General features: G+C 64.1%; 12 protein-coding genes and 2 pseudogenes. 6 read left to right on the forward strand and 8 right to left on the reverse strand.

The features are described from left to right. The first annotated feature begins 108 nt into the window (after positions 1-108). From OG947_RS07175 to OG947_RS07185, 3 genes are all read left to right on the forward strand, one after another. Positions 109-669: a hypothetical protein gene (locus OG947_RS07175; protein ID WP_328810447.1), complete on the forward strand. Its 561-nt coding sequence runs from the start codon at positions 109-111 to the stop codon at positions 667-669. Continuing rightward, entirely contained in the window at positions 666-1,856 is a 1,191-nt protein-coding gene (locus tag OG947_RS07180) for a PrsW family intramembrane metalloprotease (protein ID WP_328813482.1), read from the forward strand. Before OG947_RS07175 ends, OG947_RS07180 begins: the two co-directional genes overlap by 4 nt. 64 nt (positions 1,857-1,920) lie before the next feature. Then, entirely contained in the window at positions 1,921-4,233 is a 2,313-nt protein-coding gene (locus OG947_RS07185) for a putative bifunctional diguanylate cyclase/phosphodiesterase (RefSeq protein WP_328810449.1), read from the forward strand. Between the two features lie 925 nt (positions 4,234-5,158). Here the strand turns inward: OG947_RS07185 and OG947_RS07190 are convergent. The 5 genes and pseudogenes from OG947_RS07190 to OG947_RS07210 all read right to left on the reverse strand — a co-directional run. Continuing rightward, positions 5,159-6,331, reverse strand: a complete 1,173-nt coding sequence (locus tag OG947_RS07190; RefSeq protein ID WP_328813989.1) for a GDSL-type esterase/lipase family protein — start codon at positions 6,329-6,331, stop codon at positions 5,159-5,161. Positions 6,332-7,135: 804 nt separating this feature from the next. Beyond that, positions 7,136-8,386 carry an MCE family protein gene (locus OG947_RS07195; RefSeq protein ID WP_328813483.1) on the reverse strand — a complete coding sequence of 417 codons (1,251 nt, stop codon included), beginning with the start codon at positions 8,384-8,386 and terminating at the stop codon, positions 7,136-7,138. Next, on the reverse strand, positions 8,383-8,724 hold the full coding sequence (locus OG947_RS07200; RefSeq protein WP_328813484.1) for a hypothetical protein: 342 nt from the start codon (positions 8,722-8,724) through the stop codon (positions 8,383-8,385). The genes OG947_RS07195 and OG947_RS07200 overlap by 4 nt, the downstream gene beginning before the upstream one ends. Continuing rightward, positions 8,672-9,796, reverse strand: a complete 1,125-nt coding sequence (locus tag OG947_RS07205) for an MFS transporter (RefSeq protein ID WP_328813485.1) — start codon at positions 9,794-9,796, stop codon at positions 8,672-8,674. Before OG947_RS07205 ends, OG947_RS07200 begins: the two co-directional genes overlap by 53 nt. A 16-nt stretch (positions 9,797-9,812) precedes the next feature. Continuing rightward, positions 9,813-9,974: pseudogene (locus OG947_RS07210) on the reverse strand (XRE family transcriptional regulator); the annotation flags it as partial. A gap of 156 nt (positions 9,975-10,130) precedes the next feature. Here OG947_RS07210 and OG947_RS07215 point away from each other — a divergent pair. Beyond that, positions 10,131-10,724, forward strand: a complete 594-nt coding sequence (locus OG947_RS07215) for a TetR/AcrR family transcriptional regulator (RefSeq protein WP_328813486.1) — start codon at positions 10,131-10,133, stop codon at positions 10,722-10,724. Positions 10,725-11,142: 418 nt separating this feature from the next. On the opposite strand, the gene OG947_RS07220 is transcribed toward OG947_RS07215, so the two are convergent. Continuing rightward, positions 11,143-11,322, reverse strand: coding sequence for a WhiB family transcriptional regulator (locus OG947_RS07220; RefSeq protein ID WP_328813487.1), 180 nt, complete (start codon positions 11,320-11,322; stop codon positions 11,143-11,145). Continuing rightward, positions 11,315-11,692 (reverse strand): annotated as a pseudogene (locus OG947_RS07225) (PaaX family transcriptional regulator C-terminal domain-containing protein); the annotation flags it as partial. The pseudogene OG947_RS07225 and the gene OG947_RS07220, both read right to left, overlap by 8 nt. A gap of 212 nt (positions 11,693-11,904) precedes the next feature. Here OG947_RS07225 and OG947_RS07230 point away from each other — a divergent pair. Beyond that, a complete protein-coding gene (locus tag OG947_RS07230; RefSeq protein WP_328813488.1) occupies positions 11,905-12,282 on the forward strand; it encodes an AMP-binding enzyme in 378 nt (125 codons plus the stop codon). Between the two features lie 253 nt (positions 12,283-12,535). Continuing rightward, positions 12,536-12,904: a hypothetical protein gene (locus OG947_RS07235; RefSeq protein WP_328813489.1), complete on the forward strand. Its 369-nt coding sequence runs from the start codon at positions 12,536-12,538 to the stop codon at positions 12,902-12,904. A gap of 305 nt (positions 12,905-13,209) precedes the next feature. On the opposite strand, the gene OG947_RS07240 is transcribed toward OG947_RS07235, so the two are convergent. Next, positions 13,210-14,622 (reverse strand): amidase, encoded by a 1,413-nt coding sequence (locus OG947_RS07240; RefSeq protein ID WP_328813490.1) that lies wholly within the window; start codon positions 14,620-14,622, stop codon positions 13,210-13,212. Positions 14,623-15,105: the final 483 nt, after the last annotated feature.

The raw sequence follows: 15,105 nt of genomic DNA on the forward strand, positions 1-15,105 counted from the left end.
ACATCGGAGAACACGTTGGTATCCCACACAGAATCACCGACAAGACCCGAGCATCCTCACCGCCGCCGGCCACCCGCCGACCACCGCTTCCTCGGCCTCGACACCCGCGTGTTCCCGCACGCCCTGGTGATCCTCGCCGTCTGGCTGCTCTGGGTCATCGCCGTCCCGGCCCTCGACTCCGCTGTGTCGCAGGAGAACCCCGTGCGCTCCGGTGATCGGCTCTCGATCACCGACAGCGTGACGATGACACCGGCCACCGAATGGAACATCGCCAGCGGATTCCGAGTCGACGAGCGCGCGACCGACGACTCCCTGCCGAGCATCGAACTGACTCGGGGCAACATCTTCCTGACCGTGCGCGCCGACTCCTTCGACGGGACACCCGACGACCTGCTCACCCAGGTCGACACCGTCAGCGCCTCCGTCAGCGGGAACTCGGTCCTCGGCCTGTCCGGAGCGCGTACCCCGTTCGTCACCGACACCGGTCTGACCGGTGTGCAGGTCACCTTCACCACTCCCAGTGCCGCCGGGTCGCTCACCGCCTTCGTCGTCGACGGCACCGGTCTCGACGTCGAGGTGTCCGGTCCGCCGGCACAGATCACCGACCGCACTCCCGAGATCACCGCCATGATCGCCAGCATCACCGCCGAGAATCGAGCAGCCCAGTGAGCACCGACACCGTCAGCGCCCGCAGCCGCGCCCTCGAGACGACCGCGTGGGGCGAGAAGTTCCACTTCGTGCAGCCCCGCAACATCGTGTTCTGGATCTACCTGTGGCTCTGCGCCGCAGGGCTCGTGAAAGGGTGGCAGGAATTCTCCCCCTTCGCCGGGTACTTCGGTCGCGCCCTGCTCATCGCCGGCGTCGTCGGCGCCGTCAGCGTCGCGGTGTGGACGTGGTGGTTCCGACACATCGACCGCTACGAACGCCAGCCACTGGCCCTGGTGATCACAGCCTTCGTCTGGGGCGCCACCGCCGCCCCCTTCGCCATCGCCCTCACCGCCAACGGCGCCATGGGATCGCTGTACGCGAAATTCTTCGGCCAGGTCTTCGCGCAGGACTGGCAAGCAGGACTGACCGCCCCGTTCGTGGAGGAGACCGCCAAGGGAGTCGGGATCGTCGTCCTCCTCGCCCTGGCACCGCGTCTGGTGCGCACCCCAGTCGACGGCCTGCTGCTGGGCGCGTTCCTGGGCCTGGGATTCCAGACCAGTGAGGATCTGCTGTACTCCATCGCAGGCGCAACCCAGGGTTTCGGAGCACACCAGACCGACGGACTGATCGAATCCATCGGTACCCGGATCTTCTCCGACATCGTCTCCCACCCCCTCTTCACCGCCCTCTTCAGCGCCGGCGTGATCTACCTGATCGGCACACCAGCGCAACCGAGACGCATCGTCCGAGGCCTGGCACTGATGCTCGCACCGGTCGTGGTGCACGGAATCTGGGATTCGATGGTCGCCCTGTCCGGTGGCAGCCAGGTCCTGGCGGGCGTGCTCCTGATCGGCGACTTCGTGTTCGCCTTCACCGCGCTGTGGATCGCGTTCGTATGGGCGCACCCACGCGAGTCACAGTTCGTCCGTGAAGTCCTCGCGCCCGAAGTCGAGTCCGGGGTCCTCACCGACGAGGAGATCACCGCCGCCGGTGGATGGCGCCAACGACGCCACTACGTCAAGGCCGGAACCGACCGTGCCGACCGGCGTCGACGCGGGCACATCCTCGCTGCGGCTCTCGATCTCCTGGCCGACCTCGCCGCCGGCAAGGGACACGACACCCCCGACGTGATCGCCGCACGCGAGGAGATCACCCGCATCCGCGGCGGCGCACTGCACTCCGACACGCACCCGTCGACCGCGCCGTGACGCAACGCCCTTCTCACGCGCGGACGGTTCTCGGCTTCTGCGACCGCCAGGTGCGCAGCCCGAGATGATCCCGCGCACGGGGGACACGTCCCCACGGGGAACAACTCTGCGCGATGCATCGCCGCCGCCGCCCACGTCGAGGATGTGGACGGCGGCGGCGATCGCCGTCGGGATCACCGCCATCGGCGTGGCGTTGGCCCTCACCCCTGGTGACCACTTCTTTCGCGGTGAGTTCGAGTGGTCGTATCTCCTGACACCGGTTGTCGGTGCGTACACCTGTTCCCTGGCAGCAACCCGGACCCGAGGTATCGACCGCCGGTTCTGGTCCCTCATGACAGCGTCGATGGCGATCTGGCCCGTCGGGCAGCTGATGTTCATCATCACCTCGGCCGTAGGCGCCTACACGTTCCCCTCCTGGGTCGAGATCCCCGTCGTCGCCTCCAACACGATCACGGTCGTCGCGCTGGTGCTCTATCCCCGGCACGGGGCGGCATTCACCGCGCGCAACGTCCTCGACGCCTTGATGGTCAGCCTCTCCGTCGGCCTGATCACCTGGCACCTCTGGCTGCGCCCACTGGTCGAAAACCTGGACGGCGCAGCCGAACTGCGCAGCGTCGCCGGGTTGTACTTCCCTCTCGTCGGTGCCTTGCAGCTGACGCTCGGCATCCTTGCGCTGGGTCGTGCGAAGTACCGCGACCAGCTCCCGCTGACCGTCATCGTGCTGGGTCTCGTCCTGTTGGCAGCCGGCGGGATCTGGTACGCGCAATGGCAATCCGACGGTTCCACATCCACGTCGGGCTTCGCCTTCAACATGCTCGGCAACCTGTGCACGACCCTGGCTCCGCTTCTCGTCTTTCGATCAGCCGACCGATCCCGACGGGCACGGGCAGTGCTGTATCCGACATCCATCGTCCCGTACATCCCCGCCGCCGCTGCTGTCACCCTGTCTGTGGTCTCCGTGCACCGGGGCACCGCGCAATCGGCCGAACTCCTCGTCGTCCTCGTGGTGATTCTGATGCTCTCCGCTCGCCAGTACGCCGTGCTGTGGCAGAACACCCAGCTCCGGCGAACCATCGAGGACACCGAACGACAGATGCGCCACCGCGCCCACCACGACGCACTGACCTCGCTGGCCAATCGGGCTCACCTGCGGGAGAGACTCGACCACCTGACCGAGGCGCGCGAGGAATCCGCGGCCACGGTGTCGCTTCTGTTCATCGATCTGGACGACTACAAGATCGTCAATGACACGCTCGGACACCGGATCGGCGACCAGGTGCTCGTCGACTTCGCCGCGCGCCTGCGGAACGGTATCCGCCGGGCGGACACGATCGCACGCCTGGGCGGCGACGAGTTCGTCGTCCTGCTCGACGACGTCGACGAGGCCGCGAGCACCGTCGCCGCACGAGTGCTCGAGATCCTCGACGAACCGTTCACCCACGACGGCCACACCGTCACCGTTTCCGGCAGCATCGGCGTCGTCACCCACGGGCCGTCGGACCCTCCCACGACATCGGAGGAGATGCTCGCCCGCGGGGACACCGCGATGCTGCGAGCCAAGCGATCCGGGAAGGGCACCGTCGTCGAGTTCGACACCGGCATGGCCCTGGTCGACCTCGACGACACACACCTGCGCGCGGCGCTCACCACCGCGATAGAGCTCGAGACGCTCGGCATCGCACTGCAGCCCATCGTCGACACCGCCACCGGACGGATACGGGGAACCGAAGCGTTGCTACGCCTCTCGCGCGGAAGCACGGCAGTCGACCCACTGTCGGTCGTCGCCGCCGCGAGCCGGGGAGGCATCCTCCCGGAACTCACATCCGCCGTCCTGCAGCACACCGGCCGGCGCATCGCACCCAGCGCCGGCGACTCTCCGCACCCTGGAACCATCCACGTCAACGTTCTCCCTGTCGAACTCGACACTGCGCACCTCGAAGCGTCACTGAGATCCGTGTTCGACACCGGTCTACTACGACCCGACGACCTGGTTCTCGAGATCGCCGAGAACGCCATCGCAGCGCACCACGAGGACATCCGCCGCGGCATCGCGAAGATGCACGCCCTCGGCGTGCGGATCGCGCTCGACGACTTCGGCAGCACCGACACCAGCCTGTCGACTCTGGCTGCGCTCGACGTCGACATCGTGAAACTCGCACCGACACTCGTCGACGCACTCGATCGACTGCCCAGGATGGCCACAGTCGTCAGCTCTCTGGTGCAGTTGGCCGACAGCCTGGGCGCCGTGGTCATCGCAGAAGGTGTCGAACGGCCCGGGCAGCTCGACATGCTGCGCCACCTCGGAGTGCCCCTCGCCCAGGGGTACCTGCTCGGTGCTCCCCACCTCGACACCGCGCGGTCCGCTACCGCGATCTGACGCCACAACACACCTCTGGGCAGGCGTCGGCCCTGGCCTTCGTCGGGCGGCCCGGCCCCCATCACGAGGCTGTCGAGAACGAACGGTTCATCCCGTCGATGAAGGTATGAACACGTCCATGCCGCCGGCGATCGACGCGAAGCGAGTGGTGTCCGTCCACAGAAGTCCTTGCAAGTCCGCGACGGTAGTGGCCATTCCTGCGCTGAAGTCCACCCACGGCCACTGACGTCCACCCGCGTCCATCGAACGAGTTACGAACGAGTTGTGACAACTCGTGACATCGAGCCGAGATTCGGCAGTTCTCGCAGGTGACCGGACGCCCCGGACCTGCGCGGACGTACCGGGGGAAGTCGTGAAACGAGAGGTCAGATCAGGCTATTTAGGAGCATTTGTGCTGGTCAGAGGCATATCGAGAGCCTCCTTTCGGGATTGAACCGAAGACCGCTCGCTTAAAAGGCTTCGACGACCCGATCAGGTGGATTCACCTGGACTCACCAAAACCGCCCTGATCTGCGTATTCGTCCATCAGCGTCCGTCCCGGTCCACCTCCGTCCGTCCCGACTTGTGACACTCTCGTGACACCGAGAGCGCATCACCTCGATCACACTGCGTCCTAATCCGTTGCATCGCAGCATAGGTCACCAACAATGGGGACAACCACTTCAGACACATCGGGATCGCTGTGGCAGCAATCAAGGAGTTCGCGAGTTCATCAGACCTGTCGTCTGCACGCACATGCCTGTGCGGCGGCGCCGGCCCTGCGCAGACATACGGCTCTCATTGACCGGGAGAGCGGCCCACGCAGTGGGTCACTCCCCTCCACAGCCCTGCAAATTATGGAACGGAGAAGACCCGCTTCGACTGAGAGAACACCGAAGTCGCTGAACCCGCTCTACGTTCACAGCGCCGGCGCAAAGAAGCGATCTCAACAGCCGTCGTTGCCGAGGACTGCGAGGTCGACGACTTCTGCCATGCGCGCGTAACCCGCCGCGTTCGGGTGGAGATTGTCGACACCCGCGTATCTCGCATCGAGGATGTCGGTGTTCGACGGGTCACGGAGCGCAGCATCGAAATCGACGATGGTGTCTGCGGGAGAGGAGTGGCGAATCCATTCATTGAGCCGGAGTCGTGTGGCGTTCGCGAACGGGGCGGTGACACCGTCCGGGATCGCGTTGGAAGCCGGCAACAAGGTTCCCTGGTGCACTCGAATTCCTGCGGTTTGGAGTCGATCGATAGCCGTGACGTACGCCCCGACCAGTTCGTCGTAGGTCGCCCACGGGGGTATTCCAAGATCGTTGATGCCCTGCTGAAGGATGACATCAGAGACACCCGCGACCGCGATCGCGTCCTCGTCCAATCTCGACAGGCCGCTCCGCCCCGTCGGAGGCGCCAACGAATCAGCTGTCAGCTTCGACCCGGACACACCAGAATTCACCACGGACAGGGAGCGTCCGGAAGAGTCCACTCTGCGCTGCAGGAAGTCGGTGTACCTGAGATCGGTCCCCACTTCCGCTGCCGATTGCGGGACCGAGATCGGGCCCCCTGCGAGGAACCCGTCGGTGATCGAGTCCCCGTATGCGACGACTGCGGACGTTTCGCCCGTGGCCATGACATCCAGCCCTGACGCCAACACCCCCATCGTGGTGTTCAGAGTGAACGCATCACCGGTCAGATCGTCGGACCTGTCGCCACTGTTCGGCGGGGTGTAGTAGGTGGTGTCGTTCGCTGTCCAGTGTCCGGTCGGGAACGTCGTCGCGTCGGGAAGGTAGGTGGTCACCAGAACCGGCTGGAACGAGCGCAATTCGAGTTCCACAGGATCGGAGACGACGTCCATCCCTGGTGGAATGGTCACGGTGGTAGCTCCGCCGAAGGTGAGGCCGGTGGGCTCGGTGGCGAGGGACGCGCCGACACCTTGCTCAGCGATGGACACCGTGCCGACCACCATGGGGCCCGCGCTGTACCGGTTCGTCAGGTGCACCCGCACGCGGTCACCGGCGAGATGTGGCGTGAGGACGGAACGAAGCGTCTGGTCGCGCACGAAGGACGTCGGACGAAGGGACGCGTCGACGATCGACAATCCGTCGGACGGAGCCCACATCACGCTGTTGACCCAATGCTGTTCGCAGCCCCGGTTTTCGGACGCAGCATATGCATTCACTGGTACACCGGTGACGAGCAGAACGGAGACGCTTGCCGCCGCGAGAACACGGCCCGCGTGTCGAGATGAGAATCGGAACATCCTGGTGTGCCTTTCGTTACTGGGACGGGCCCGCCCGCGTCGTGGCAACCCACGGCCGAATGGTCAGTCCGCCTGATGTTTTGGTTCAGATGATGGTGCCCACCTCGGACCACAGCGGTGTCCAGGGCGCGCCCTGCCACCGCCGTGGTGGTCTCGACATGGTGCAAGCAACGGAGTTTTGCGGGCAGCGTGGCGCCACCTGGACGACACCGGAGTGAACCGGGACGTCAGGCGGCCGACCGACCGCTCTCTTCACGGATCATCTCCGCGGGTATCGACCGCCGAACCACCGAACGCGCGGAAGACGCCCGAGTCCGTCGGTCACTGCAGGCCACGCTCGACAGTCACCAACAAACAACGCTGGAGACAACGGGGCTCGCTGTGCGCGTGCGTGGATGCCTCACTCACCACGCTCTGAGCGGGTGCTCCGGGCGCGCTTGCCCGCGATCAAGGTCCGCAGCGGATCTGATGACGGTCACATGGCACGCAAGTCTTCACCATCGAATCCCCCCCGAGGTTCGAAAACCCACCGACGTCACCCCCGGTGGAGCCTCGACCGCGTCGGCCGAGTGACCAAAATCTGACAGATACCGTCGACGGTGTCAAGTGCAAGGTGCGGAAGCCCCAGGGACGGGCGGCCGGATCCAACCGTCCCTGGACCTGTCACCGAACTGTGACGCCGAGCAGCGGGGCAAGTTGTTGCGCTATGGAATTCAGGTCCAGAGCACCGGGGTCGACCTTCGGCTTGTCGTCCCATGGTTGCGGCACAGCAGGATCGAGGTATGGGACGCTGCCCGCACCGCGCACGCCGGTGACCGACCCCCTCGGCGCTGCGCATCCCGCCGACAGGTCGATCGGGAAGTCCTGCGCGGTCTCGTCGAAGTTCGGATCGAGCGCACGTTCACGTTCGAGAATGCGCTGGGTTCCCTCGTACCCGACCGTGCACGGAGATGGGTTGTTCGTCTCCAGCACAAGACCGAAGTGAGTGGTCCCGTCGCCAGGACTCTGCGACTTCGCGCCCTCCGCCAGACCGGGGAGAAACTGCAGCAGTGGCCGCAACGCCCATATTCGCGGAGCGATCGACGACGTCGTCGTTGCGAGGTCGGACGCGACGGACGTGAGTGCCGGCCCGGCGGCCGTGACCAGCGCCCCGGTCTCGAGGGCGGCGTCGGTACCGGTGTCGATGATGCGACGTAGATCGCCGTCGTTCGATCGCAGCTGCGCAGTGATTTGATCCAGTCCGGTGCTGAAGTCGATGATCGCAGAGGCGCGATCGCTCTGCGTGTCGAGGACGGTCCTGCCGTCTCGGACCAGCTCGACCGTCGCGGGCAGGGCCTCGAGCTGCGCCGCACTGAGGCCGTCGAGCGAGTCGACGAGCGTTTCCAGCTCGTCGCCCATGCCGTCGAAGCCGTCGCCCAGCTCGGTCACGACGGTTCTCAGGTCGTCGACGGGGATGCTACGAGCAAGCCCGTCGACGTTCGCAAGGAGGCTTTCCACCGGGATGGGGAGGGAGGTGCGGTCACGATCAATGACGGATCCGTCGGCCAGATATGGGCCGGCGTCGGTGTTCGGCCGGAGATATATGTATTGCTCACCGATGGCCGAGCGCGCGGCGACGACGGCCGCGCTGGACGCGGAGATCGGCGGCGCGTCGTCGTCGATGAACACGTCGACGTCGACGCCGTCGTCCACCAGCCGCAGCGCGCCGACCCTCCCGACGGGAATGCCACGGGAGGTCACCTCGGCATTGGTGAAGATGCCGCCGGAGTCGGTGAGCTCCACGGTAACGGTGTACTGGCCGATGCCGAGCAGGGAGCCCATCCGGACGTATGACCCGCCCGCGACGGCGACCGCGACAGCCACCACCGCGAGGGCGCCAAGCTTGACGTACGTCGACCGGTCCGTGGCGCTCATACCGTCGTGACCTTGGCGCGATGCGCCGCTCGATCGGGGGCCGTGCGGGGGCGCGACGGTAGGAAGATTGCCGCCACCACGGCGCCCACCGCGGTGACTCCGGCCGCCACGTACGAGCCGGCCGCGAGACCGTCGAGGAAAGCACTGTTCGCCGCGTCGGTGACCGACTGCGCCAGCCCGGAATCGCCCCCGGCGCGGATCTGCTCCGACACGACGACGGCCTGACCGACGGACTCGCCGGCGATATCGCGAACCTCGGACGGCAGCGCCTGGACGACGGCCGAATCACTCAGCGACGATACGTACAGTGACGCGTAGACACTGCCGATGACGGCCACACCGAGCGTGCCGCCGACCTCCCTGGTCGCGTCGTTCATTCCGGGAACCGATGCCGGCCATCTCCGGTGTGACGGCACCCATGATCGCCTCGGTCGCGGGGGCCGACGTCAAGCCCAGACCGAGGCCCAGAGGAATCATCTGCAGTGCGATCTCGAGGTACGAGGTGTACTCGCTCACGGTGGAGATCCAGAGGAATGCGCCGGAGAACAGGACGAGGCCGCCGGCGACCACCAGCTTGTTGCCGATCCGCAGCGCGAGCACCGTGCCCAGTACCGAGCCGACGGCGATGGAGGCGGCCACGGGAATGAACTTCACTCCGGTGTCCAGCGGGCCGAATCCCCGCACCAGCTGGAAGTACTGCGAGATGAGGAAGATAAAGCCGAAGAGGGCGAAGTAGGCGAAGGTCACGGACGCGCTCGCCGCGGTGAAACGCATGTTCGCATACAGGCTCACGTCGATCATCAGATCGTCCTGGCGTCGCTCCCACAGCACCAGGCCGATGAACAGCGCGGCAGCGGTGGCGAATCCGACCAGGGTGGTGACGCTACTCCAGCCGTGTTCCGGTGCCTCGATGACCGTGAACACGAGAATGCCCACAGCAAGAACCGAGAGCACCAGTCCCCCATGGTCGATGCGAGGGGTCGCCGGGTCTCGTGAGGTGGTGATCACCACGACCGAGACGAGAACGGCCACGGCCGCACCGACGGCGAGAGCGAGGAACACACTGCCCCACCAGAAGTGCTCGAGAAGCCACCCACCGAGGACCGGCCCGCACGCCACCCCGACACCGGTGGTCGCACCCCAGATGCCGATCGCGCGCGCCTTCTCGGCCCGCCCGGTGAAGACGTTCGACAGGATCGACAGCGTGGTCGGGTAGACGAACGCCGCACCCAGGCCCATGACGCCCTGCCACGCGATCAGCTGCCCGGAGCTCTCCGCGAACGACGCACCGACGGCGCCGCCGCCGAAGACGGACAGTCCCAGGACGAGCGCACCCTTGCGTCCGTACCGGTCGCTGAGACTGCCGAAGGCGAGAACGAACGTGGCGAACAGGAGGTTGTACGCATCCACGATCCACTGCAACGCCCAGCGGGATAATTGTCTGACCGTTCCTTGTGGCTATGGGTCGCATGCTGATGCGCGGGTTACCGGTCGGCGGCGCGTCGACCAGCTCGTACAGCGTCACGCCGTGGAGGCGTGAGAGCGGCAGCAGTTCCTCGATAGTCGGCCGGCGCAAGCCGGCCTCAAGGAGTACACACTCGACGCCGCCGTAGCGCTCTCGGCGGTCACCCACCCATCAGCCGCCTGTCACCGACCCGATGGCCGGGTACCGCTAAGCGCACAGTCTATTGTGTGAACACGTCGTGTGTGCTCTTGCGCACCATGGAGAACAAGAGGGGCCTTAATGGCGAAAGTAACAAGCCTGCAGGAACAACAACGCGAATTTACGAGGTATCGCCTAGTCGATTCAGCATTCGAGCTGTTTCGCACTAAGGGCTACATCGCGACCACAGCGGAGGACATTGCATCGGCGGTGGGGTGTAGCCGCGCTACTTTTTACCTTCACTTTAAGAGTAAATCTGCTGTCCTCATTGAGTACTTGTCGCGGGTGTGGCCCTCGGTTGATGACGCAATGAACGAGTTCGCGACGGCAGTGGCCGAAGGAATGACGAAAGAGGACTTGCGTCGGCGGCTCGGTGACCAGCTTCGCGAGTGGCACTCTGTCGCCGGCGCACCGACGGCGCTCAGCGTCGCACGGATGACGGACCCGGACATCCGGCTATGGTTCAACAGCAGAAGTGCCCGATCAGCCGAACTTGTGGCGGACGCGCTCTCAACCGCGCGAGGAGAACCACCCGAGGGCCACTTAGCGCGGATTACGCTACTCGGTGAAATGTCCTTCGCAGCAATGACCCTCGAAGAGGGCGAACGCAAATTTTCGGATAATGACGTCGTCGACTACTTGACAGACCTGTGGGCGACACTGCTCATCACCTAACTTCAAACCATCTTTAGTTTCCCCGAATACTGTAGCCTCGCGTGGCGCATCGAGAGGTGGGCCTGTCTCCTTGCGTGTGTAAACCCACCAATTCGTTCGCGGCGATGTCGAGTTCACCAGCGGTGTTGATCGAGATCCTTACCAGCGACGCACCGTCAATTCCAGCGAGCGCTTTCGACAGGTATCAGACAGTGCATCTTCCGGCGGACGAACGATCGGCCTCAGATTACACGGATTAGAGTATTCGCGCATCGCATTTTCTCCGGGCACCTATTGGGTAGAAGTGACGACGCACGCGTCTGGCCGCATGTGCTTACACTCGGACGGGGGCTCATCCGAAGTGATACATACATATGAGCGAGACATCTGCGTCGTTCGCGGAGGGTGTGCATCATCCAGTAGCACGCAGCTCCTCCACTCACCACGATGCTGCCCGGTAGTAGGCACGCCGCTGGCCCATCGACCTGCCGCCCCAAATGCCGTTGGTCTCGTGCACGGACAAAGCGGAGTCTAGGCATTCCCTGCGGACCGGGCATCGACTGCATATGCCCTTTGCCGGTGTCGGATCGAAAAGCTTTCCTCGGGCTACCCAATCCAAGCCATGTCAGCTTGGTGCGCAGCTGATGACGAAGTTTACGCCGAGACTCCGAAATGGACACGGAGAGCACAAGCCATCGGCCGTCCCAGGGTCGCCCGCTTCGCAGGAAGCTGTAGATGCGGTCGGCCCCCTGCTCCAACAGGGTTCGACCTAGTGGGGTCAGTGACCACAGCACTCGGCGCCCACGGCGCGTTGACGTCAAGAAACCCTCGGCGGCGGTCCGGGTCAGCGCCTGGCGGGCCGACTTTCCCTCCACGCCGAGCGCTCCGAGGGCCTCGATGAAAGTTACAGTCCACACCGATTCCCCCCTCGGGTGAACGAATTCGCCGAGGACGTTCAACAGTTTTGAGCAAGCGCTGGCCGACCCCACCGGGGGCCGCTGGGTTTCGGCCTGGCACCACAGGGACCGCCGTTCCCGCGTACGACGTCGTCATTCGTGATGACAAGGGTCGTGACGTCCCTGCTGGACAGCCTGGATACCTTCACGTCAATGGCGCCTCGATCGCGGTCGGCTACTTGCGGCGCCCAGAGGACGCTCGCCACGTATTCCGTGGCGACTGGCTGGTCATCGACGACACCTACGTGCGTGACGAGGACGGCTACCTCACCTGCTTAGGCCCAGAGTCTGACCTGCTCAGGGCAGGTGGAATTTGGGTCTCGCCCACGGAAGGGGAGTCACGCCTGCTCGAACACCCTGCAGTTGTTGAGGCGGCGGTGGTCGGCCGCAATGATGACGATTGGCTGGAAAAACCTGTCGCGGTCGTAGTCATTACTGCGGGCGCGACCGTAAGCGGACCCGCCCTCATCATGTGGTGCCGAGGGAGCCTCGCACACTTCAAGGCGCCCCGCCAGGCGATCTTCACAGACGAACTACCTAAGACCCCAACTCGAAAACTACAGCGGTTCAAGGTGCGGTCGCTGCTCGCCGCCACGTACTACGAAGAAGTATTTGATGCCTGATGCGATCATTAGGCATTCGTGACCACTGAACTACGAATGCTTGGCCGAGTCGAATTAGGAGGTTCCAGCAACAGGCGCCAGGCGGTGCACGAGGAAGTAACGTCATGACTACGCTATATCCGAAACGGGCACCGCGCTCGGGCCTGTATCAGACGCCGTCTGGCGTCCAATTAGCCTCCAGTTCAAGTCGTCGGTGCCGCTTCACCGCTGACAAGGGGAAAGCGAGGCCTGACTTGGGGCGGCGGGTTGCTCGATGAGCCACAGCGCGGAAGAACACCGGACCGAGCCGGCCACCTACACCGCCGCGGTCACCCTGAACGACGCGGCGTGTGAGTTAAAGGTCAGCGATCACCGGATCAACGGCGGCAGCCTGTCGCAGCTGGTGGAAAGCATCGGGGCTCAGTACACGCCAACACGCTTCTTCGGTGATGCGCACGTCGGTTTCGCGTACGGCCCATTCGGTGCAAACACCGTCATGATCAACGGCAAGCCGCCCGCTCTTTGGCCGACGTTCCGGCTCAGGCCGAGAACTCCGCATCCGCACGGTCGAATTCGTCGACATAAACAGCGAGTCGTTCGATATTCAGGGGATGCGCACACAGCCAGCCAAGATTGCCAATGATAACTCTGCACTCAAAAATAGCTCGTGTTCCAGGGATTTCTGGCTAGCGATCTCGAACCAACAACAACAAGCTTCCCGAGGTCGTTGCATCGGTCTACTGCCGAGGTCAACTTGCGTATTTCGCTTCAGGAAGTCGATTGAACGCGCTACCGCTGACTCTTGATCCACACTTGTGACTGTGCAAAGCCTCTGCAGAACAGCGGGTTACATTGCGCGCGACGAGAACGGGAGTGACGGCGCAAGCGCCGGGACCAAGCCCTGATGCCGATAGGGCGGGTTGACTACCCGATCGGCCTCTGCGTCGGTCAGCAGGCGACAGCGGGTCTCTCAGGACGGGGAAAGGCGTCGAGGAAACTCTTCGCCGCTCGGAAGAGCAAGTCCTCACGGCCCGGACGAGCTACCAGTTGCATACCCACGGGCAGACCGTCGATGAAACCGCACGGAACAGTCAGCGCGGGGAAACCCAGAAGATTGAACAATGCGGTGTGAGCGGCGTACGAGGTGAAGATGAGGTCTCGCCCTTGGAGCCCCCACTCCTCGAACGTCTTCGGCAGCAGCAGGGTGGTCGGGCTGGCGATGATGTCGTTGCTGTCAAAGACTCGCATGGTCGTCGACCACAGGCGCTTGCGCTCCAGGGCGGCGGCCTCGTAGTCCGCCGCAGTCGCCTCCGGTACATCGACTACCGCCGTTTGCTCTTCCGGCTCGAGCCCGAGAGCGACGTCGTAGGCCGCATTACGTCCCTGGACCTCCTTGAGGTCGACAGGAAGGTCGGGTGACATCCTCTTCATTGCTCCCTGGAGTGCGAAAAAGGCTCCCAGCGAGTTTCCCCACACCTCCGTTGTGGTGTTCACCGCCGCGCCCAGAGATCTGAACTCGAAAGCTGACCTACGGGAAGCGGCAACGACCGCTACGCTTTCTTCTCGGTGATAAATGCTCGACCATCCGAAGTCGTCGGTCCAGGCGATTCGCAGACCTGATACACCTTTGTCAAGCGCGGCGAGGTAGTCCCTCGGCTCGTCCTGAATGGAGAGGAAATCTCGGCCGTCCGGGCCGGCGATGGCCTGCGTGATAACGGCGGCATCGCGGGCGTCACGAGTGATCGGGCCAACACTTACGCCGAACAATAGGCCGGGCTTCTCGTAGTTGATGTGCGGGATCAACCCACGGGAAGGGTGCAATCCCAGTAGACCGTTCCACGCGGCAGGCAGCCGAGTCGATCCTGCGCCGTCTTGCGCAAGAGTGAAAGGCAACAGTCCGCCGGACACAGCCGCGGCGCTGCCCCTGCTGGAGTTCCCGGTGTCTCGATCAAGGTTCCATGGATTGCGGGGGCGATCCTCCGGCTTGAAGTAATACGAGTTGGTGGTGCCGACGACAATCGCACCAGCGGCGCGCAGTCTTTCGACCACCAGGTCATCTGCGGAGCAACTTTCAGAGCCCCATGGAATTGACGGCATCCCCTTGACCCTCGTCATCTCCATCACAGCGAAAGGGACACCGTGCAAAGTTCCCAGGGTTTCTCCGTTCGCGACGTCGTCCTCAGCGCGCTTGGCCTGCTCCAATGCTCCAGCAGCGTCCAGATGTGCGAATGCGTGCAGCGTGGAGTCGAGTTTCTCGATACGATCGAGAAAATGTTGCGTCACTTCGATTGGAGACACCTCGCGCGCCGCGACAAGAGCGGCGATACGCCAGGCGGGTAGCCACGTCAAATCCTCAGTCATGTTGCCTACTTCCCGTTGATGAATCGCAGGACGCAGCCACCGACCGCACACCGTACCGATTCTGGTGGCAGTGGGGTTCGTCTGCGTTGCGGCGGAGCCTTTCTCTAATTTCGACAGACGATGCTCGCCCAGACCGGATCTTGATAGTCGCTGGACCGCGTCTGCCACCGCCACCCTCTTGTGTGACTGATGTCATACTTACATGACACTAGACACATCGTCAACTCACACGATGGCATGTATTGTCAGGTTCAGCAAGAGCGCCGTCACATCTGCCGAGCACCGCGACCCGCCCACCCATGGCGAGGGCCGGGCTCGGCCTCCCGTGTGCAAGACGCAGTGAGAACCAAGTCCGCATCCAACTACAAACCGGATATGACCGGCCGAACCAAGGGATACGCGCGCAGATCACCTCACAACGGTCACCATCGAACGGAGGAACGACTGAACCGCAGCCGCGGACCCGCTTCTCGACCACAGGCT

It is taken from the genome of Rhodococcus sp. NBC_00297, assembly GCF_036173065.1.
Classification (GTDB): Bacteria; Actinomycetota; Actinomycetes; order Mycobacteriales; family Mycobacteriaceae; genus Rhodococcoides.